Source organism: Flavobacterium sp. (genome assembly GCF_040383245.1).
GTDB lineage: Bacteria > Bacteroidota > Bacteroidia > Flavobacteriales > Flavobacteriaceae > Flavobacterium.
The window spans coordinates 38,151-59,188 of the sequence record NZ_JBEIDX010000002.1 but is presented as its reverse complement, the minus strand read 5'-3'; the positions used below and the strand labels follow the sequence as shown (position 1 = coordinate 59,188).

The 21,038-nt window shown below is 32.1% G+C and carries 16 protein-coding genes; 5 read left to right on the top strand and 11 right to left on the bottom strand.

What is annotated here, in order from left to right; translation table 11 throughout:
- Window positions 1-26: 26 nt before the first annotated feature.
- From ABWO08_RS01250 to ABWO08_RS01235, 4 genes are all read right to left on the bottom strand, one after another.
- On the bottom strand, window positions 27-1,802 hold the full coding sequence (locus tag ABWO08_RS01250; protein ID WP_353083193.1) for a T9SS type A sorting domain-containing protein: 1,776 nt from the start codon (window positions 1,800-1,802) through the stop codon (window positions 27-29).
- Between the two features lie 285 nt (window positions 1,803-2,087).
- Entirely contained in the window at window positions 2,088-3,434 is a 1,347-nt protein-coding gene (locus ABWO08_RS01245) for a YHYH protein (protein ID WP_353083191.1), read from the bottom strand.
- 21 nt (window positions 3,435-3,455) lie between these two features.
- Window positions 3,456-4,421, bottom strand: a complete 966-nt coding sequence (locus ABWO08_RS01240; RefSeq protein WP_353083189.1) for a cytochrome-c peroxidase — start codon at window positions 4,419-4,421, stop codon at window positions 3,456-3,458.
- A 52-nt stretch (window positions 4,422-4,473) separates the two neighbouring features.
- Window positions 4,474-5,169, bottom strand: coding sequence for an MbnP family protein (locus ABWO08_RS01235; protein WP_353083187.1), 696 nt, complete (start codon window positions 5,167-5,169; stop codon window positions 4,474-4,476).
- Between the two features lie 295 nt (window positions 5,170-5,464).
- On the opposite strand from ABWO08_RS01235, the gene uvrA reads away from it, so the two are divergent.
- On the top strand, window positions 5,465-8,254 hold the full coding sequence (uvrA, locus tag ABWO08_RS01230; protein ID WP_353083185.1) for an excinuclease ABC subunit UvrA: 2,790 nt from the start codon (window positions 5,465-5,467) through the stop codon (window positions 8,252-8,254).
- Window position 8,255: 1 nt separating this feature from the next.
- On the opposite strand, the gene ABWO08_RS01225 is transcribed toward uvrA, so the two are convergent.
- From ABWO08_RS01225 to ABWO08_RS01205, 5 genes are read right to left on the bottom strand one after another with little or no spacing between them, the layout of a single operon-like run.
- Window positions 8,256-9,446 carry a M20/M25/M40 family metallo-hydrolase gene (locus tag ABWO08_RS01225; RefSeq protein ID WP_353083183.1) on the bottom strand — a complete coding sequence of 397 codons (1,191 nt, stop codon included), beginning with the start codon at window positions 9,444-9,446 and terminating at the stop codon, window positions 8,256-8,258.
- Between the two features lie 51 nt (window positions 9,447-9,497).
- Entirely contained in the window at window positions 9,498-10,967 is a 1,470-nt protein-coding gene (locus ABWO08_RS01220) for a lipopolysaccharide biosynthesis protein (RefSeq protein WP_353083182.1), read from the bottom strand.
- A gap of 13 nt (window positions 10,968-10,980) precedes the next feature.
- Window positions 10,981-12,270, bottom strand: a complete 1,290-nt coding sequence (locus ABWO08_RS01215; protein WP_353083180.1) for a glycosyltransferase family 4 protein — start codon at window positions 12,268-12,270, stop codon at window positions 10,981-10,983.
- A 4-nt stretch (window positions 12,271-12,274) separates the two neighbouring features.
- A complete protein-coding gene (locus ABWO08_RS01210) occupies window positions 12,275-14,716 on the bottom strand; it encodes a YfhO family protein (RefSeq protein WP_353083178.1) in 2,442 nt (813 codons plus the stop codon).
- A 41-nt stretch (window positions 14,717-14,757) separates the two neighbouring features.
- The gene (locus ABWO08_RS01205) at window positions 14,758-15,006 is read right to left on the bottom strand and encodes a DUF4834 domain-containing protein (RefSeq protein WP_353083176.1); all 249 of its coding nucleotides are present in this window, start codon (window positions 15,004-15,006) and stop codon (window positions 14,758-14,760) included.
- A gap of 120 nt (window positions 15,007-15,126) precedes the next feature.
- Between ABWO08_RS01205 and ABWO08_RS01200 the strand changes: the two genes are divergently transcribed.
- A complete protein-coding gene (locus ABWO08_RS01200; protein WP_353083175.1) occupies window positions 15,127-16,077 on the top strand; it encodes a transporter in 951 nt (316 codons plus the stop codon).
- 22 nt (window positions 16,078-16,099) lie between these two features.
- Entirely contained in the window at window positions 16,100-17,218 is a 1,119-nt protein-coding gene (locus ABWO08_RS01195) for a GTP cyclohydrolase (protein WP_353083173.1), read from the top strand.
- Between the two features lie 55 nt (window positions 17,219-17,273).
- Here ABWO08_RS01195 and capB read toward each other — a convergent pair whose 3' ends face one another.
- Window positions 17,274-18,533 carry a cysteate-C-fatty acyltransferase gene (gene capB / locus ABWO08_RS01190; RefSeq protein WP_353083171.1) on the bottom strand — a complete coding sequence of 420 codons (1,260 nt, stop codon included), beginning with the start codon at window positions 18,531-18,533 and terminating at the stop codon, window positions 17,274-17,276.
- 174 nt (window positions 18,534-18,707) lie between these two features.
- Here capB and ABWO08_RS01185 point away from each other — a divergent pair, with 174 nt between their 5' ends.
- The gene (locus tag ABWO08_RS01185) at window positions 18,708-19,286 is read left to right on the top strand and encodes a non-canonical purine NTP diphosphatase (protein ID WP_353083169.1); all 579 of its coding nucleotides are present in this window, start codon (window positions 18,708-18,710) and stop codon (window positions 19,284-19,286) included.
- On the opposite strand, the gene ABWO08_RS01180 is transcribed toward ABWO08_RS01185, so the two are convergent.
- Entirely contained in the window at window positions 19,279-20,205 is a 927-nt protein-coding gene (locus ABWO08_RS01180) for an ABC transporter ATP-binding protein (protein ID WP_353083167.1), read from the bottom strand. The two genes, ABWO08_RS01185 and ABWO08_RS01180, sit on opposite strands and share 8 nt — an antisense overlap.
- Window positions 20,206-20,266: 61 nt before the next feature.
- On the opposite strand from ABWO08_RS01180, the gene ABWO08_RS01175 reads away from it, so the two are divergent.
- The gene (locus ABWO08_RS01175; RefSeq protein ID WP_353083165.1) at window positions 20,267-21,028 is read left to right on the top strand and encodes a TlpA family protein disulfide reductase; all 762 of its coding nucleotides are present in this window, start codon (window positions 20,267-20,269) and stop codon (window positions 21,026-21,028) included.
- Window positions 21,029-21,038: the final 10 nt, after the last annotated feature.

The window sequence follows — 21,038 nt, the reverse complement described above, 5'->3', positions numbered from 1 at the left end:
TTAATCATTAAAAAACTTAACTTAAATTAATTTTTGATAAATTTTGTTGTAGCTGTTTTACCATCTATTGTAGAATTTACAAAGTAAAGTCCGTTTTGAAGATTAGATACATCCAAAGTCATTGTACTTGACATAGGGTTTTTACTAATTACTTCTTGTCCTAAAACATTGTAAATTGAAATACTCTCAATAGCATCCTTAGCCTCAATTGTTAAACTCGTTGAAGTTGGATTTGGATATAATCTAACATTAGATGTATTGAATGTATCTGCTGAAGCAGTAGCTGCTCTGTATAAATAAATATTATCAACATATACAATTCCTAAATTTGATTGCATTAAAAATTGTAATAGATTTTGTCTAGCAAAAGCTACACCAGGACCTTGCGGTGACATAGAAGAAAGCGCTACATCAATTGAAAACCATGAACCTGCAGTTGTAGGCAAATGAGTTAATAAAATAGCGTTAGTTTCACCAGCCATTGCAGCATGATTAGAAAATTTTGGATTTAATACTTTACCCACTAAATCTGTACCAGCTGTAATAAAATAATCCATATGAAAATTAGTCATGCTTGTAGCATTTTCATAATTTGCAAATTGAACAGCTATAAAATCTCCATAAGTAATTCTTTTAATATCATCACCAGGTACAGAAACAAGATCTGAAATAGAAGCGGTATCCCATGATGTTCCCCATTCAGCAATAGCTATATTATTGTATGCATTACTAAATAAAGAAATAACATCCCAGGCATTTCTTGCTGGTGGAGTTGGCGCTGCTACTGAAGGTCCAGCAGGTGGAAGAGGAAATGCAGCCTCTTCAGCTCTAATATTATCAACATAAAAAGTTAAAGGTACAATTGGATTGTTAAAACCGGTATTACCAGAATTCCAATTTCCAAAGAAAATAATTTTTTCATATTCTCCATTGGCTACTCCAGTATTATCCATAGGTACCGCAAAATTAAATGTTAATGTTTGCCATTGCCCTGGGGTAGTATAAGCTTGTGCAGTTGCTGATTCAGGAACACCTGCTCCTCCTTGAGCTACTTTTGCTAAAACATTAAATGGTTGAGAACAAAATACGTCTACAGACATTGTTTTGTTAGTTGTTAATTTAGCTTTTTTAATAGTTTGTTGAAATTCAATACCTTGATATGTTTGAACTGCTGGCGCACTTCCAGAAATTTGAACACCCCTAAAAACTTGACCATTAGTTCCACCAGTAAAAGGATCTGCAACTAAAGAAGCTGAAGCACCTTGAAAACCATTAACTGCAGTATAGCTTGCTGCATTCTCAAAATTTTGAATTAATGGTAATACCTCTACAACAGATACATTATCAATAAATACAAATCCTGTTGCTGCACCCATATCAAAAATAACTCTGTCCGAAACTGTATTACCATAATTAATTGTATATTCGAAAGTGAAAGTTTGAGGATTAGGTGTTAAGGTAATGGTTGAAGTTAAAGCTGCAAAAGGAGCGCCTGTTTGCCCTAAACCACATATAATAGTTCTTGTACCTGTAGCTGTTGCAGTGAATGCATCAAATTTTAATTTGTAAGTTTTACCGTCTACTAAGTTAATTTCTTGACTCAAGTTAACGTCATAAGCGTTTCCGGGAACTGCTACGTCAGCTTGATTAACCCAGTTTCCACTACCTAGGTCTTGTACATTAGCAGCATTACCTGTCCAAGGTAAGGCAGTACCAGTTTGAAAATCTCCATTTGAAACAAGATTTTGTGAAAAACCCAAAATGGAAATTAAAAATGTAAATAAAAATGTAATTTTTTTCATAATATTTAGTTTTTGTTAATTTTTTCAAATTTAAGCAAAATTATACAACAAAATTAAAATCATTTATTTTATTAAACTATATAAAAACTATACATAAATTTAATTCCTTTTTTTTCTTGTAATTCATTAAAAACTATTGATTTTACTTTATTCATAAAGATATTTTGGAAATATATAATTATTTAAAAATAATTGAAATTAAATTAATGTTGAGGTAATGTTGAGTTAAACTATTACGTTTTCGTAAAAACAAATTTAAACCAAAGAGATATTATTTCGTTTTATTTATTTAATTATTATTTTAGTTGAAGTATTTTTATTTTCATTAGCTATCCTTACAAAATAAACTCCTTCATATAGAGTCTGAACATCAAAATAACACATAGTACTTCCTTGGTAAAGTGTTTGAGTTTGAATTACTTTACCCAAAGTATCCACAAGCTCATCTTTCATATCTTGTAATGCCATTGGTACTTGAACAGCAAAAAAATCACTAGCCGGATTTGGAAATACTATCGTATTTAATTTGTCTGGATTAAATAAAATTGTACTTAAAGTTGTAGTAGCTTCAGTTATGGTTGTAACTTTTGATGCTGTTTTAACACCGTAAAAAGTTGGACCTACAACATAAGGATAGGCCGAATTATGATTAGCATTTACTGTAGCAAAATAGCAATAGGTACCGTTTGGGTATTCTGGGGTTACACAAAATCTACCATTATGAATATCTAAATATGATGCATCATTAGGATGTGAAACAAACTCATAATCTTCTTTAAAATATCCTAATGGATAAGTTGAACTCACTGCTGGTCCAGCTGTTACAGTTGCGCCAGTATACAAAGTAGTTCTAGTAGTAATATTTCGCAATTGAAAACTAGATTTCATTCGAACTATTCCACCTGTCCCATTCGCATTAGCATAAGCATAAGCTCCATAAATTGGGTAGCCATCATAAGCAAAGCCAATTAAAGGAGAATGTTGATTAACATTAATTGAATACAAACCATCTGAAGGATATAAAGTACAAATATTAGATATTACACTAATATCAGTATTAAATGCACTTGGATTTTGGTGGTGGTGGTAATTTCCCATTGCTGGATGTGCTTTTGAACAATCAAAACCTGCTCTTTCGGCTGGAATAGCATCTCTATTCCAAACCCCATCACCCATGCAAGGAGGCTGAATTGGTCCTCCACATAAGGAACTAGTTGAATTCCTCCATGAAACACCATCTCTATAATCAAAAAGCGCAACACCATTAATAAAAAGTCCAATATTACCTCCAGTAGTTGGAGTTAAAGTACCTGTATTAGGGGTTGGATTTAATGGAAATTTGAAAATTGCATTTTGACTCGCTGCTAAAGAGGGATTTCCGTCTTGAAATGGTCCTGTAATATATGCAGGTATACCATTTGTAGAAACATAAACAGAAGTTGCAGAATATTGAACTGTTTGCACATTTGCCAACGGAGTGTCAACTATTGGAGTAGAATTTCCTGTGACATAATGCCTCCCTGTAATTCCTGTAGTATTTCTTAGCCATCCTAAAATTATTGGATTGGTTTGAGAAAGCAATACATTACTTACTGAAAAGAAGATAAATAAAATTAGTAATTTCTTTTTCATAAAAAAATTGTTAGTGGTGAATTAATCTTTTGGATAACTATATTTTGAGTTAAATAAAAATTCTTTATCGGTTAAAGTTAGTAAAAATGCTATTAAATCTTTCTTTTCGTTTTCTGATAATAAAATTGGTTTTTGTAAATCTTTGGCAAGCGTTTTCCGATGCGCTTTCCCATCGGTGTAAAAATTAATTACCTCACGCAATTTCATAAATCTACCGTCGTGCATGTAGGGATAAGTGAACTCAATATTTCGCAATGTGGGTACTCTAAAACTAAAACTATCTTTAGGTTTTTGAGTGATTTTCACTCTTCCATAATCCTTATAATCAGTATCTAGAGGCAAACCATTATCTGCAAAATCTGAATTGGTCAACAATGGCTCTTTATGACACGATTCACAATTCTTCTTAAATAATTGATGTCCGTTTACTTCTTGATCAGTAAAAAAAACCTCCTTTTCATGACGCATTACTTTGTCGTATTTTGAATTATAGGACTGCAACGAAACAGTAAATTGGCCAATAGCTTTAAGAAGGTTTTTTGTATTAATTAAACTATCTCCAAAAACCTTATAAAACATTCCTTGGTATTTTTTGGAATGATTTAAACTCCCTAATGCATTTGTCAATGTATTATCCATTTCTTGCGAATTCGTGATCGGATTTATAGGTTGAGAGTTCAAATTGAGTACGCCGCCATCCCATTGAAATGATTTTGCCCAAGCTAAATTCACTAACGACATTGCATTTCGATTTCCAATTCTTCCTTCAATACCATGACTCAATGCATGATCTGTATGAGCAAATCCTGTATATTGCGAATGACAACTAGAACATGAAATAGTACTGTCTCTTGAAAGAATTGGATCGTAAAATAATTTTCTACCTAATTCAAAACCTTCTCTTGATAGTTTATTATCCTTAAAATTATAAACTGGTTTTGGCCAATCTTTCGGAACTACAATATCTACATAACTATTACTTTTCATCGAGAAAAGAAAAATGCAAATTATAAATACTACTAATATTATGATCCCTTTATTATTCAAATCCAAACATATTTTTATAAAGTTGTGCCATTTTAATCGCTTTTTCACCAGGAATCATAATGGAATTCGTTTCCTTAAGTGAAATAGCATCCAACCAATTACTTAGTTCGACTTCAATATTAATATTTTGTTTTCCATCTAAACTAAGCTCTATTTTTTGAAGTGCATTTTGCTTTGGCAAATAACCCCCAATATGAAACTGAAATTCTTTTTTAGCATTAGTACAACTAGAACTTTTTCCTTCTAATTTCATATTAATATAACCCGTATTCCAAGCCCAATACATTCCATTTGTAGGATCTAAATCACCTTCAAATTTTTCTGAAACATTGCTTACACTATCAATTCCAATATCAAAACTTACCTTATTTATTTTCAAATCGGGAACATTGTTCAATTTTAATTCTAGTGAACTAAGATTTTCTGCATCTACTAAATGCACACTAGAATTTTCTTTGTACGCACTTCCATCTTCCATTTCTAAAATAATATTAGAAATATAAAACTTCATTTTTGTAATTGAAACGGTATCTTTATTTTTTGTAATATATTTTTTATCATTCAATACTAATGGCTTCTTTTGAAAATTTAAATGAACCAATACTATAAGATCTTTCTTATCATTTTTTACTTGAAAAGAAAGACATACAAATGCAATAATAAAAATACCTACAAAAACTTTTTTCATAAATTACCTTGTCAAATTTTTGCTTTTGAGTTTCATTAAATAAAACTCTTATCTTTTGAAAATGATAAAACAAAGCATTTTTTTGTTCTTTATAAGTTAACTGATAAGTTCTTAATTTTTCAAAAGATATATTAAAACAGATTAGAATTAACTTTTAGATTTAAAGCAAGATTTCAATTTTAAAAAATAAAATAAAACAAATATAGTGCAAAATCATCAAAATAATATTTGTGATTTGTTCAATACCAAATCTCATTTGATTAATTAGTATCTTTGCAAAAATTCATTTTTTATCATGATTCCAAAAGATGTTTCTATCCTAGATCCAAAGAAAAATATTATCATTAAAGGTGCTGGCATTCATAATTTAAAAACTATTGATGTTGCTATCCCAAGAAATGAATTAGTAGTTATAACTGGGCTCTCAGGATCCGGAAAATCATCATTGGCATTTGATACTTTATATGCCGAAGGACAGCGTCGTTATGTAGAAAGTTTATCTTCCTATGCACGACAATTTCTTGGAAGATTAGACAAACCAAAAGTAGATTACATTAAAGGAATTGCCCCTGCAATTGCTATTGAACAAAAAGTAAACACCACCAATGCACGATCTACAGTAGGAACCTCAACCGAAATTTATGATTATTTAAAACTATTATTTGCTCGAATTGGAAAAACAATTTCTCCAATTTCTGGAAAAGAAGTTAGAAAAGATTCGGTTAATGATGTTGTAAATGAAGTTAAGAAATTCACATTAGAAAGTCGCTGGTTACTATTATCCCCAATTCATTTAGAAAACGGCAGAAAACTAGAAGACAAACTTAAAGTTTTATTACAACAAGGGTTTGCTAGGATTTTAGTAAATAACGAAATGGTACGTTTGGATGAAATTGACAGCCATTCTTTGGATAATAAAGACATCCTTTTAATAATTGATCGAATTGTAGTAAAAGAGGAAGAAGAATTTTATAACCGTCTTTCTGATGCAATACAAACTGCCTTTTTTGAAGGAAAAGGCGTTTGTTATTTACAAGAAGTAGATGGCAAAAACAAACTTGAGTTTAGTTCTAATTTTGAATTGGATGACATGACTTTCTTGGAGCCAAACATTCATTTATTCAGTTTTAACAACCCTTATGGAGCTTGCCCAAAGTGTGAAGGATATGGCAATGTTATAGGAATTGATGATGAATTGGTTATCCCAAACACGGCACTTTCTATTTTTGAAAATGCAATTTATCCTTGGCGTGGTGAAAGCATGGGATGGTATCGCGATGAATTAGTTAACAATGCCTATAAATTTGATTTCCCAATTCACAAACCGTATTTTGAATTATCAGCCGAGCAAAAAGACTTGGTTTGGACAGGTAATTCTTATTTTCAAGGACTAAATGATTTCTTCAAGGAATTAGAAGAAAAAAATTATAAAATCCAAAACCGAGTAATGCTTTCGCGGTATCGCGGAAAAACAAAATGCACTACTTGCAAAGGAAAAAGACTACGTGTGGAGGCCAATTACATTCAGGTTGGCGGCAAAACCATTTCGGATTTAGTAGATTTATCAATAAAGAAACTAATACCCTTTTTTGATGATTTACAATTATCAGAATACGATACCCAAGTTTCTAAAAGATTATTGGTTGAAATAAAAAATCGATTGGCTTTTTTAAGTAATGTAGGTTTGGATTATTTGACTTTAAATAGAAATTCGGCTACACTTTCGGGAGGTGAATCGCAACGAATTAATTTAGCCACATCGTTAGGAAGTAGCTTGGTTGGATCCATGTACATTTTAGATGAACCGAGTATTGGGTTACACCCAAAAGATACCGAATTGTTAATTGATGTATTAAAAAACCTTCGCAACCTAGGCAATACAGTGATTGTTGTAGAGCACGATGAAGACATTATGAAACAAGCCGATAGCATTATTGACATTGGTCCGGAAGCAGGAACACAAGGCGGAAATTTAGTAGCGCAAGGAAACTATGAAGAAATATTAAAATCCGATTCTTTAACTGCAAAATACCTTAACGGAGAATTGGAAATTAAAGTTCCTAGAAACCGCAGAAAATGGGGAACCTACATTGATATTCTTGGTGCTAGAGAAAACAATCTACAAAACCTTGATGTTCGATTTCCATTAGAATGTTTAACAGTGATTACTGGAGTTTCCGGTAGCGGAAAAAGCACCTTGGTTAAGAAAATACTGTTTCCGGCGATTCAAAAAAAGTTGGAAGGAGTAAGTGAAAAAGCAGGTCAATTCAGCGACATGCAAGGGCATTATCATAAAATTAGACATATTGAATATGTAGATCAAAACCCAATTGGTAGAAGTTCGCGTTCCAATCCGGTGACCTATATAAAAGCATACGACGACATTCGAGATTTGTATGCTAAAACCAAATTATCTAGGATTCGTGGCTACCAACCGAAGCATTTTTCTTTTAATGTAGATGGTGGTCGTTGCGAATCTTGCAAGGGCGATGGCTCTATCAACGTGGAAATGGTATTTATGGCCGATGTGGAATTACCTTGCGAAACTTGTGGTGGAAAACGATTCAAAAAGGAAATTCTGGAAGTGAATTTTGAAGATAAAAATATCGACGACATTCTAACTATGACTATCGATGATGCTATTTCGTTTTTCAAAGAACATAAACAAACAAAAATCACTCAAAAACTACAACCTCTTCAAGATGTTGGTTTGGGTTATGTGCAATTAGGCCAATCTTCTTCTACCCTTTCGGGTGGTGAAGCACAACGTATCAAATTGGCTTCTTTTTTAATTAAAGGTGCTTCCAAAGAAAAAGCATTATTCGTTTTTGATGAACCTACAACAGGTTTGCATTTTCACGATATTAAAAAACTATTGGCTTCCTTTGATGCCTTAATCGAAAATGGCCATTCTATATTGGTGGTTGAACACAATCTCGATTTAATTAAATGTGCCGATTGGATTATTGATTTAGGTCCTGAAGGTGGTGAAAACGGAGGTCAATTATTAGCAACTGGAACTCCAGAAGAAATTGCAAAAAACAAGAAATCCATTACAGGAAAGTATTTGAAAAGTAAATTGTAAACTACTCGATTACTATCTTCTTTGTAATTCGGTTAGAACCGGATTGCAACACGCCTAAATAGATCCCTTTTGCCAAAGTAGCAACTGAAACCGATTCGATTAGTTTAGCCTCTTTAATAGAAGTATTTAGAACTTCTTTTCCGTTAACATCAATAATTGAAAAAGTATATTCGGATACGGGCAATGAACCCAAATTAATATTCAAAATATCTTTAGTTGGATTTGGAAAAAAACTAATTCCAAAATCATCAAACTTATCGTTGCCCATAACAGCTGCATTGGCTTGCGCAAAATGCAATGTTGCTCCAATTGCTGCTTTTGCAACATTATAGTTATACACCGGATCCATATTTGTTAAAAAATCGGTTGTAGTATGCCTGTGAGTAGTTTCATTGGTTTCAAAGAAACCAGTAATTACTTCGTTGTTGCTTTGAAACGACATATAATCTGAAGCATACGCAAATGAAAGTAACGTATTTAAAGGAGAATATAAAGTAACACAATTCATCAACTCGTTAGTCATTGTTGCTGAAGCGGCATTATTTGAAGAGGGGTTATTGTTGGTATCGCGTTCACAAGTAATGGTGTTATTGACCATTCCAGCAACGCCTCCTACTTCATCTATGTTAAATACCAATCGGATATTCATTTTAGGATTGGTTGCATTTACAACATTAGCCACAAAATCTTGACTCCCTTTTAACCCATCTTCTTCACCGCTAAAATTGATAAACTTTATTGAATAAGCGGTAGGAACATTTTGTAATAATCGAGCAATTTCTAATATACTCACTACTCCACTTCCATTATCATTGGTTCCAGTTCCTACAATAGAATCATAATGCCCACAAACAATTACAAAAATATTTGGGAAAGTTGTACCTACTTTGGTAACAATTAAATTTTTACAAACTGCCGAAGAACCACTGTAAGTATAAGAATCTTCTTGCATCTGGGCAGCAGTATATCCGTAACTTGAGTATTTATTTTTTAACCAATTAAGGGTGTTTTGTAATGAAGTGGTGCCTCTTCTTTTAACTCCTAATGCTTCAAATTGTGTTAAATTAGTTGTTATATTAGATTGAGAACATTGGTTTACCAAATCGGCATAAGCCTGAATAAATGATTGGCTGTAAACATTTGAAAGTGTAATCAAACTTAATACTAGAAAAATTATGTTTTTTGATTTCATAAAAAATGAAAGTGAATATTTATAAATTATGATTACAAAAGTAATTGAAAATTATTTTATGACTCTAATCTTTATTAAAAATGAACTTACTACTTTATTAACTTCCTCTGAAATTTGTAATTTATATGTGATGAATAAATAAAACACACTAATCATTATAGATTTCAAGCCAATATTAATTATTGGATGAAATGAAAAATCCCAGAAATAAAACAATAAAAAACATCCAATTAATATTCCAAAAGAGTAAATTGTTTTAATCGTAAACGGATACAAATTCATTTTATTAATTACATAAAACAATTTGATTGTATTATAAATCATAACCGTTATTAAGGTGGCAAATGCAGAGCCTTCAATTCCATATATCGGAATAAAAATCATGTTTAAGACAATCATTAAAAAAACCGTAAAAACACCAAACAATAATACGGTTCTGTAATGTTTTGTATTTACAATTATCGAGTTATTATTGCCTAATAATACATCATAAAATTTAGATAATCCAATCATAAATACCACCCAAATACCGCCGCTATAATCCTTTGGAATAAGAAGATACATTTGTTTGATATTTAAGAAAATCAAAATCATAATAAACCCACCTATAACTTGAAGGTTAATAGCGCTCTTCTTATACAAATCATTTAACTCATCAAATTTGTTTTCAGCAATTAATTTGGCTGTAATAGGAGCTACAATTTGAGTCATAGCCCTGCTTGGCACAGCAATTACTGTTGAAATAAAAATCGCAACTCCATATAAAGCATTTTCACTAATATTTAAATATTGTGCAATCATTACTTTATCAAAATCTACTAGCATAACGGCTACCCCGCCCGACACTATAATAAAAAAGGAATACTGAACAATATCTTTAAGATTATCTGGAATTACGAATCGCAATACAGGTCTTTTCACCGAAATGGCATATAATTTCATGGCAACAAATTGAGCAAAATAAGCCAAAGCAATTCCATAAACACAGGTCGACTTTTCTATCCAATTAAAATGAACAGAAAAAAGCAATCCCATAACAATTAATCGAACCAATACTTCGCTAATAAAGTTTCCTATAACCGATTTCATGTGCACTTTAACCCAAGCATAAAACACCTCAAAATAAGCCATGAATAATCCAACGAAAGGAATTAACCAAAAATACGGTTTTAAGGTAGGATTTTCTTCTATCCAACTTGCAGATATTGGATCATAAAAGAAATAAAACAACAATCCAATTGGAATAATTAATGCCAAAGGCAAAACCAACATGAAAGTTAAAAACTCTTCTTTCTCTTTTTGAGTTTTATAGTGTGAAAAGAATCGGATTAAGGTATTTTGAGCGCCAAATGCCATTAATGGCATCAGAATATTGGCACCAGATAGCACGGTCATTACGATTCCATAATACTCTTTCTCAAGGAAATTAGTATAAAAAAACAAGGCATTAACAGCTCCAATCCCAAATCCGAAGAAAGTGATAATGGTATTTTTAATAGATTGCGATTGAACTATTCCCATTGTGGATTTAAAATTAATTATTTAGAATTGAAACCAATTTTTCGGTCAAATTCTTTCTTGAATAGTGCTGTAAACCAACAGGATGAACTTGTAATTTATTTTCCAAAAATAACTCAAAATAGGTTAAAATAGTCTTTTTTAATCGGTCTTTTTCCGAATACGTAAAGAAAACTCCGGTATTTGTAGAAGTAATTATTTCGTCAAAATCAGAATCTTTCGGGCCAATAGCAATAATTGGTCGTTCTGAAACCATATATTCAAATAGTTTACCCGGAATGATACTTTTGGTTTCTTCCGAATCAATCTCGATCAACAATAAAACCTGTGACTTTCTTTGGTGGGCTAAGGCTTCGGCATGCGAAACATACCCTAAATTATTACAATAGGTATCCAATTGAAACTCTGAAATACTTTCTAGAATTTCTTGACTTATTTTCCCAATTAATTTCAATTGAAAATGAGCAGCAAATTTTTCATTTTCTAAAACCAACTCTTGCAACACTTCCCATAATGCTTTTGGATTTCTATCGGATAAAAAGGAACCAATGTGCGCCATAGTAAACTTATCATCCAAGGTTTGTTTTGAAATATTTTCTACATCATATCCATTTGTAATCACTTCAATTGGCTTATTGGTAAGTGCTTGAAATTCGGTTTTAGTAGTTTTACTTGTAACAATAATAGTGTCTGCAGTAGTAAGCACTTTGCTTTCTAATTGTTTGTGCTTTTTATCGGCATAAGAAGATAATTTCAAAGCTTTGTGGTAGCCAATGGTTGTCCATGGATCACGGAAATCGGCAAACCATTTTACGTTCAATTCTTCTTTTAATTTTAACCCAATTAAATGCAACGAATGTGGTGGTCCCGAAGTAACAATCGTATCAATATTGTTTTCTTGAATGTATTTTTTCAAATAAGCTACAGAAGGGTTAACCCAATATTTTCGGGCGTCAGGAATAAATAAATTTCCACGAATCCAAAGCAATAGTTTTTCTAAAAAAGACTGCTTTTTGGCTGCTGGAATAATTCCCGAACTGATTTTTTGAGTTTGTTTCTTGGAGAAAATTCCGGCTAATTGATACGGTTCAAATATCTTATTTTTAAGAATAATTGCCTTATCAGAAACCTCATTTAGCAATCCTTCATCAAGTATTGGGTAAGTTGGATTTTCAGGAACATAAACTATGGGTTGCACGCCAAAATCGGGCAAATACTTCACAAACTTTAACCATCGTTGCACTCCTGGCCCGCCTGCTGGTGGCCAATAATATGTGATGATTAATACTTTTTTAGTTTGACCCATTTAATTATTTCTTCTTTCTTTCAAAGTAGATTCCACCAGCTAAAAGCAAAACCATTCCAATAGAACTTATTAAAGCAATGGTGCTTCCGGTTTTTACAACTTGTGGTTCAAATTTAAATTCAACCGTATGTTTTCCTGCAGGAATATTCAATCCTCTAAGCGCATAATCTACTCTTATGATTTCTGATTCTTTTCCATCAATGGTAGCATTCCAACCATTTTTATAATACATTTCTGAAAATACGGCAAATCCATTGTTTTTATTATTTGAACTGTATTTCAAATGATTTGGTTTATTATTAGTCAACTGAATTGTTGCTGTTGAATCTAAATTAAATGTTCTTGGCTTACCATTAATAATTTCCCCAAACTCTTTCTCATTAATAACAACGGCATTCTTATTATCCAATTTATCCAAAGCTTTCATCTCCGCATCAGAATTGGAAACCGTTTTAATTTCTTTTACAAACCATGCATTTCCATTAACACCTGGATTCATGCTCGCCACTTCTTCCCCTTTTTCATTGGTTTTGATGATGTATTTCACATTCAACATATCCAACACACGCTTGTTGTTATTTGCTATTTGGTAATCAAATAATTCTTGCATTCTTCTTGGTCGCACTGCCGAGTAACCCCCAATAGATTTATGAAAATAAGACGCTTTTGCATTTAAATATCCTTCAATATCGAGTACTCTATAACTAGTAGTGTCCTGCAAAATTTGTTCATCTGTTGGAGAAGCAGTAAAAGGAACATCAACCTCATGCGCACTTACAAAATCCTTATTACTAACGTAATTTTTATCTACAAAAAACAAATCGGCAACCATCAATAATCCAACAAGAATAATGGCATTTTGAGAACTAAGTTTGTTTTTAGTATAAGCCCAAAGTGCAATAGCAACTAATGAAATAAAGAATCCTGAACGCAATAAATCAGCTGCGTACATGGTTTTTCTATCAGCTTTTAAAGCATCAATAAATCCAACCCCGAAAGATTTGTCTTGACTTTGACTAAACATTTGACGCAATTGCCCATCTAATTCTCCTGAGAAATCAAACAAACTTCTACATAAAAACAATAATACCAACAAACCAACAACGGTTGCAGCAGACTTCCATAAACTAGGCCATTGTTTTTCTTTATCGGTAGTGAAAAATGAATGTAAACCTAGTATTGCTAAAACAGGAAAACACAATTCTAAAACAACTTGAATAGATGAAACAGCTCTAAACTTATCATATAATGGCACATAATCTATAAAGAAATCGGTTAATACCGAGAAGTTTTTTCCCCAAGAAAGAACCAAAGAAAGTAATGCACCAATTAGAAAAACATATTTAATTTTTCTTTTATCATGATACAATCCAAGTACAGCCAAAAAGAAAACTACGGCACCAATATAGGCCGGAGCAGCTACAATGGGTTGGGAACCCCAATAAGTTGGCGCATAAGAATCGGTAATTTGAAGGGCTTCTTCTTCAGAAGCACCATATTTTAACATGTAATCATAAACTGCTGAATCGTCGCTTAGTTTTTCTCCATTTCCCCCTCCAAAAAGTCTTGGTGCGATAAGATTTAAACTTTCGGCAACTCCATAACTGTATTCTGTAATGTAACTTCGATCTAAAGAAGTTGATTCAGTTTTTTTAGTTCCTTCTGGAGTGAATGTTAAATCACTCTTTCCCCGAATACTGAAATCTGTGTATTCCTTTGTAGCCAATAAACTTGTGGCATTGGCTCCTAATGCAAAAACTAATGCTACAGCAAATGTCCCACCAACTAATGCTAACTCTTTATATTCTTTATTTTTTATGAATTTATAGGCATAATAAATACCCATCACCAACAACAGAAACAATAAATAATAAGTCATTTGAAAGTGATTGGCATTAATTTCTAAAGCAACGGCTAGCATGGTAAGCAATCCACCAACAACATATTTTTTCCTAAAAACCATTACGACACCTGCAACTACCAGAGGCATGTAGGCAATTGCATGGGCTTTAGCATTATGACCAACACCTAAAATAACAATGAGATAAGTAGAAAAACCAAATGCTAAGGCACCAAAAAAGGCTTTAAGTGGATCTATTTTTAGAACTAACATTAACCCGTAAAAACCTAAGAAATACAAAAACAAATAATCTGCAGGTCTTGGTAAAAAACGCAATGCATCATCTAATTTTCCGATGTAATCGTGGGGATAATTGGCTCCCATTTGATAAGTTGGCATTCCTCCAAATGCAGCGTTAGTCCAATACGGTTCAGCGTTTTCAACAGCTCTAAAATCATTTTGCTCTTTGGCCATTGCAGTAAATTGAATAATGTCCGATTGGTATATTTTTTTTCCTTGTAATACTGGTAAAAAATAAATTAAGGCAATTACCACAAAACCGAATAGGGCTAAAAAATGGGGGTATAACTTTTGAATTTGCTTCATTTTATTGTCAAATAATTAATTTTAGATATCAATTCTAATATTTATTCTACTTCTTCGTAATCAATATATTCACCCACATTTTTAGTTTCTTTGGGCTTATCTTCTTGTTTATTCTGCGAATGCGTATTCGTATTTTGTTGGTATTGTTGCTGAAATTGCTCATTTGCTTTTTCAACAACTTTTCTTGCCATTAGAGGCAAAAATAATTTCATTAAAAATTTGATTACATAGTAAATAATCAAAATGATGAAAATATCTTCTATCAAAGTTCCTATAGATGCTACTTGCATATTTATAAATTTTGTCAAAAATACTAAATTCCGTGTTTCTAAATTAGGATTACCTCTTAAAATAATGATAAAAAATAGTACATTTGGAATTCAAAATACTATTAAAACAAATTTTACATTATGAAATTAATTCACCTGATCTTTTTTAGTTTTTTTATTATTAGTTCAAACACCCATGCACAATATACAGATGTAATTAATTCCAATCGTCCAGGAAATTCAATGTCAGCATTTTCAGTAGGAAAAACAGTAATTCAAGTTGAATCGGGTTTAAATTATATTAATGAAAAGCATGATCTTTTAGAATATACTGCCAATGGATACAGCGCAGATTTAACAACTCGATATGGATTTTTTAGAGAACAATTAGAGGCCATTGTGAATTTAAACTATCAAAATGATTGGTACAATTCAGATATGCAAAGTACTCACAGGACTGGATTAAAGACAACAACCATTGGTTTTAAATATTTGATTTATGATCCGATGAAAAATTATGAAAAGAAAATTGATGTAAAAAGTTGGAAAGCCAATCATAAATACGACTGGCGTCAATTAATCCCATCGGTTGCTGCCTATGTTGGAATCAATATTAATACCAACAGAGAGTTGTTTGCTAGAACTTCCAATACCATTGGAGTATTTGGACCAAAAGCAATGGTAATTACTCAAAATGTTTTACCAAAATCATGGGTATTTGTTACCAATGTTTTCATGGATCAGTATGGAACTTCAATGCAAACTTTAGGTTATGTTGTTACTTTAACAAAAGGATTTAATGACCATTGGAGTGGATTTATAGAAAATAGAGGGCTTAGCAACGAATACTATTCGGATGGCTTTTTTACTGGTGGCGCTGCTTATTTATTGGGAAGCAATATTCAAATAGACGCGTCAGTAAGCAGAAACTATAAAACTACTCCAAATATATTTTATGCAGGAATAGGTGCCTCTTGGAGATTTGACGGTAATTACGATGAAGTTTTATACCGCAAACCAAACAAAGAAGAAAAGAAAGAAAAGGGCAAAAAAGACAAAGGAAAAGGCAAGAAAAGAAAAGATGCTATTTAACGCTTAACACCTTATTACTAGAATGATAACCATTATCGAAGCCAATACCAAAGCATTACTTAAAGAGTATGTAACTTTTCCGTTTTCACTTTACAAAGACCATCCGTATTGGGTTCCACCTTTAATTCAAGATGAGTTAGAAGGATTTGATAAAACCAAAAATCCTGCTTTTGAAAATGCTGAAGTAACTTTTTATTTGGCATACCAAAACAACAAAATTGCAGGTCGAATTGCAGCAATAATCAATTGGGACGAAGTAAATCACCAACAAAAAAAGAAAGTACGCTTTGGATGGTGGGATGTAATTGATGATGTAGAAGTAACTCGCGCCTTACTTGAAAAGGTTAAAGAGCTTGGCAAAAAAAATAATTTAGAATACATTGAAGGTCCTATGGGATTTTCCAATTTAGATAAAGTAGGAGTTGTTACCGAAGGTTACGACGAGATTGGCTCTATGATTACTTGGTACAATCATCCGTATTATAAAGAGCATTTAGAGCAATTAGGCTATGTAAAAGAGAAAGAATATTTAGAAAACAAATTTCCCTTTGCTAATGTAAAACCTGAATATTTTGAGAAAATAGTTCCGCTTATAAAAAAGCGCTACCAATTGAGAGAATTGAATTTTACTAAAACAAAGGACATTATGCCTCACGTAGATAAAATGTTTGATTTATTTAATAAATCGTACGCCAGTTTATCTTCATTTGTAGCCATTACTGATGTTCAAAAAGAATATTTCAAGAAAAAATACATCAGCTTTATCAATCCAGAATACATAAAATTTGTGATGGATAAAGACGATGAAATGGTGGCTTTTAGCATTGTGATGCCTAGTTTTTCTAGAGCTTTACAAAAGGCCAAAGGCAAATTATTCCCGTTTGGTTTTTATCATTTGCTTAAAGCAAAAAAAGAGTCGAAAGAAGTATTGTTTTATTTAATTGGGGTTGCCCCCGAATATCAAAGCAAAGGAGTAACTGCACTACTATTTGAAGAAAATTACCACACTTTTACCAAAAAAGGAATTTTAGATTGCATCCGAACTCCCGAACTGGAAGACAACATTGCCATTCACCAACTTTGGAAGCATTTTGACCCAGTCACCTTTAGAAGAAGACGAACGTATCGAAAAGAGATCTAATAAAAAAATCCATTCAAATTAATGAATGGATTTTTATTTATAAAGTTTTAGAAAATTATTCTACATTTTGAACACTAGCTTCAGCAATTTTAGCATAAGTACCGTTAACTAGTTTTTCTCGAATTGCTTCAAATGCAGACAATGTTTCATTAATATCTTCAATAGTGTGTGAGGCTGTTGGAATCATTCTCAACAAAATTATTCCTTTTGGAATTACCGGATACACCACAATTGAAAGGAAAATACCGTAGTTTTCTCTTAAATCATTTACCATAATCATGGCTTCTGGTATAGATCCTTCTAGGTAAACTGGTGTAATACAGGTATTAGTGTCTCCAATATTAAATCCTTTTTCTTTCAATCCATTTTGTAATGCATTTACATTTACCCAAAGTTTATCTTTAATTTCAGAGGAGTTTCTTAGCAACTCCAATCTTTTTAATGAACCAACGGTTTGAATCATTGGTAAAGCTTTTGCAAACATTTGCGAACGCAAGTTGTATTTTAAATAATCAATAATATCTTTATCTGCAGCCACGAAAGCACCAATATTAGCCATAGACTTTGCAAAAGTTGAGAAGTAAACATCAATTCCATCTTGGCAACCTTGCTCCTCACCCGCTCCAGCACCTGTTTTACCAAGTGTACCAAAACCGTGTGCGTCATCTACCAACAAACGGAAATTGTATTTTTTCTTCATTTCAACCACTTCCTTCAACTTACCTTGTTGACCACGCATTCCAAATACACCTTCGGTAATAAATAAAATTCCACCACCGGTCTCTTCAGCCAATTTTGTAGCACGCTGTAGGTTTTTCTCCATGCTCTCAATGTCATTATGACGGTAGGTAAAACGCTTTCCACTGTGTAAACGAACCCCATCAATAATACATGCATGTGCATCAACATCATAAACGATTACATCATTTCGCGTAACCAAAGCATCAATAGTTGACATAATTCCTTGGTAACCAAAATTCAATAAATAAGCCGATTCTTTCATTACAAAAGCAGCCAATTCATTTTCTAATTGTTCGTGGTATTTGGTATGTCCACTCATCATACGAGCCCCCATTGGGTAAGCTGCTCCATACTTTATTGCAGCATCTGTATCTGCTTTTCGAACTTCGGGATGATTGGCTAAACCTAAATAGTCATTTAAACTCCAGTTCAATATATCTTTACCTTCAAATTTCATTCTTGGCCCTAGTTCTCCTTCTAATTTAGGAAAAACAAAATAACCTTCAGCTTGTGAAGCCCATTTTCCTAAAGGTCCCTTATTGTTTTGTATTCTTTCAAATAAATCTTTTACCATGATAATTATGTTGTTAAAAACGATGCAAAAATAGGAATAAATTAATTTTTTTATTGAATTATTTAACACTAATCTTTAAACAACTTTTAAACATTCTAATAATTTGTTTATGATATATAGCAATAAAATATTCTATTTTTGTTTAATAATTAATTTAAATTAAATTTTTAAATAATGAAACTTGTTTTTGCTTCTAACAATGCCAATAAAATTAAAGAAATCCAACAATTGGTTCCTGCTACTATACAAATAGTGAGCCTTCAAGATATTGGCTGTACAGAAGATATACCAGAAACAGCTGATACTATTGAAGGAAATGCTATTTTAAAAGCAAATTATATTACTCAAAAATATGGTTTAGATTGTTTTGCAGATGATACCGGACTGGAAGTAGATGCTTTAAGTGGTGCGCCCGGAGTGCACTCTGCTCGTTATGCTGGGGAACCAAAAAATGATTCCAATAATATAAACAAACTTATTGCAGCGTTAGAAAATGAATCCAATAAAAAAGCTAATTTCAAAACAGTCATTTGCTTGAATTGTAAAGGAAAACAAATTCTATTCACCGGAATAATTAACGGAAAAATTATAGAAGAAAAAATTGGCGAAAATGGTTTTGGATACGATCCAGTTTTTGTGGCAGACGGCATGAGCAAAACCTTTGCCGAATTATCAATGGCGGAAAAATCAAAAATTAGCCACCGCGGAATTGCAGTAAAACAACTAATTGATTATTTAAACAACACTATTTAGTATTTTTCTCTAAAAACAAAATCGTATCGATTGGATAATCTTGAGCGCTATCAAAAAATAAAATTCCCTTTGCGTGTCGAGCTTCAATCAAGTAGGTATTTCCTCTAAAAAAGGAATTACAAACTTTAACTTCTAAAGAAGAATGAGCAACTACAATTAATTGGTGTGGGTATAGCAATTGGAAATTTCCGTCAATTTCAATTTCATTCACATCGCCAAATAACGAAGCAACATAAAGATTTTTAGGTCTTTGGTAAATTGAATCTGGAGTACCTTCCTCAACAATAGTTCCTTCTTTCATCACCAAAACCTCATCAGCAAAAGACAATACATCGGTACTATCATGTGTGGCAACAATACAAGTAATTTCTTTTTGCTTTAAATACGCAAACAATTTTCTACGTAAACTGTTTTTTCTAAAATTATCAATGTGACTAAACGGTTCATCCAATAAAAGCAATTCGGGCTCTAAAGCTAAAACTCGAGCAATGGCAACCCGTTGCATTTGACCTCCACTTAAATATTTTGCTTTTACAGAAGCAAATTCTTGCATTTCTACAATTTCAAGTAATTCGTTTATGCGAGCATTTTTTGCTTCCAGATAAATATTAGACAAGTACTTACCTACATTTTCTGCAACCGAAATAAAAGGCATTAAATCAAAATCTTGGGCAAGATATTTCATAGTATCCATACCCGGAATCAAATTAAATTTTGGTCCTAAAACCGGAATACCATTCCAGTTTATTTCACCCGAATTTAAATCATACAAGCCGTAAACAAGCTTTAATAAAGTACTTTTCCCACATCCACTTTCCCCAATAACGGCAAGCGTTTTACCTTTTTGTAAAGTAAAATTGCAGTTGGAAATAGTGATTTCCTTTAAATACGAAAAATTAATATTTAATACTTCAAGCATTTGGCAAAGGTTGTTATTTTTATTCAAAATATAAATGAGAATTTATTATTATTTTTACCAAATGAAAAAAATAACAATCATCCTATTTTTATTCATTTGGATTTGTTCTTTCGGACAATCCAAATCTGCAATTACACCAGAAACAATTCAAACTAGCTTCACTATCTGGTTAGATTATCAAGAAAAAAACATCATTCTATCTAGCGATTTTGTTGCATTGGATGAAAATTCAAATGAAATAACTAAAGAAGCATTCTTAAACCAGCTTGCTCAAGGGGACTACTTTCCTTTCAAAACAAAGACAATAAACGAAATCGAGCATTATCAGTTAATTAAGATTGATCCAAATTCTGACTCCAGCATCAAAGCAAGTATTGCCGAAAAAGCCATTGAAGAATTAGAACATTTTAAAATGGAAGGAACACCGTTTCCAGAATTTAATTTTAAAGATTTGAATGGAAAACCGATTACAAACGAAACCTTTAAAGACAAAATTGTAGTTATAAAATGTTGGTACATTCACTGTCCTCTATGCATTAAAGAATTTCCTTTTGTAAACAAACTTGCATCGCAATATAAAGATCGAAATGATATTATTTTTATCAGTTTTGCAGAAGATAATCCAGAACAATTGAAAAAATTTCTTGTTAAAAAACCTTTGGCCTATGCCGTGGTTCCAAATATGAAAAAATACATGAATGAAACCCTTCATTTAAATGCCTTTCCAACTCATTTTATCTTAAATAAAAAAGGGCAAATCGCAAAAGTTCTTCTTGATTATAAAGGATTGGAACTCGCATTAAAGAAAGAAAGTCAAAAGTAATAACGGCATT

What these genes read in the sequence shown, in the direction of transcription:
- ABWO08_RS01210 (WP_353083178.1), bottom strand. Translation starts at nt 14,716, where the DNA reads ATGAAGCAAATTCAAAAGTTATACCCCCATTTTTTAGCCCTATTCGGT.
- ABWO08_RS01180 (WP_353083167.1), bottom strand. Translation starts at nt 20,205, where the DNA reads ATGCTTGAAGTATTAAATATTAATTTTTCGTATTTAAAGGAAATCACT.
- ABWO08_RS01250 (WP_353083193.1), bottom strand. Translation starts at nt 1,802, where the DNA reads ATGAAAAAAATTACATTTTTATTTACATTTTTAATTTCCATTTTGGGT.
- ABWO08_RS01240 (WP_353083189.1), bottom strand. Translation starts at nt 4,421, where the DNA reads ATGAAAAGTAATAGTTATGTAGATATTGTAGTTCCGAAAGATTGGCCA.
- ABWO08_RS01235 (WP_353083187.1), bottom strand. Translation starts at nt 5,169, where the DNA reads ATGAAAAAAGTTTTTGTAGGTATTTTTATTATTGCATTTGTATGTCTT.
- capB (WP_353083171.1), bottom strand. Translation starts at nt 18,533, where the DNA reads ATGGTAAAAGATTTATTTGAAAGAATACAAAACAATAAGGGACCTTTA.
- ABWO08_RS01185 (WP_353083169.1), top strand. Translation starts at nt 18,708, where the DNA reads ATGAAACTTGTTTTTGCTTCTAACAATGCCAATAAAATTAAAGAAATC.
- ABWO08_RS01175 (WP_353083165.1), top strand. Translation starts at nt 20,267, where the DNA reads ATGAAAAAAATAACAATCATCCTATTTTTATTCATTTGGATTTGTTCT.
- ABWO08_RS01245 (WP_353083191.1), bottom strand. Translation starts at nt 3,434, where the DNA reads ATGAAAAAGAAATTACTAATTTTATTTATCTTCTTTTCAGTAAGTAAT.
- ABWO08_RS01200 (WP_353083175.1), top strand. Translation starts at nt 15,127, where the DNA reads ATGAAATTAATTCACCTGATCTTTTTTAGTTTTTTTATTATTAGTTCA.
- uvrA (WP_353083185.1), top strand. Translation starts at nt 5,465, where the DNA reads ATGATTCCAAAAGATGTTTCTATCCTAGATCCAAAGAAAAATATTATC.
- ABWO08_RS01225 (WP_353083183.1), bottom strand. Translation starts at nt 9,446, where the DNA reads ATGAAATCAAAAAACATAATTTTTCTAGTATTAAGTTTGATTACACTT.
- ABWO08_RS01205 (WP_353083176.1), bottom strand. Translation starts at nt 15,006, where the DNA reads ATGCAAGTAGCATCTATAGGAACTTTGATAGAAGATATTTTCATCATT.
- ABWO08_RS01195 (WP_353083173.1), top strand. Translation starts at nt 16,100, where the DNA reads ATGATAACCATTATCGAAGCCAATACCAAAGCATTACTTAAAGAGTAT.
- ABWO08_RS01215 (WP_353083180.1), bottom strand. Translation starts at nt 12,270, where the DNA reads ATGGGTCAAACTAAAAAAGTATTAATCATCACATATTATTGGCCACCA.
- ABWO08_RS01220 (WP_353083182.1), bottom strand. Translation starts at nt 10,967, where the DNA reads ATGGGAATAGTTCAATCGCAATCTATTAAAAATACCATTATCACTTTC.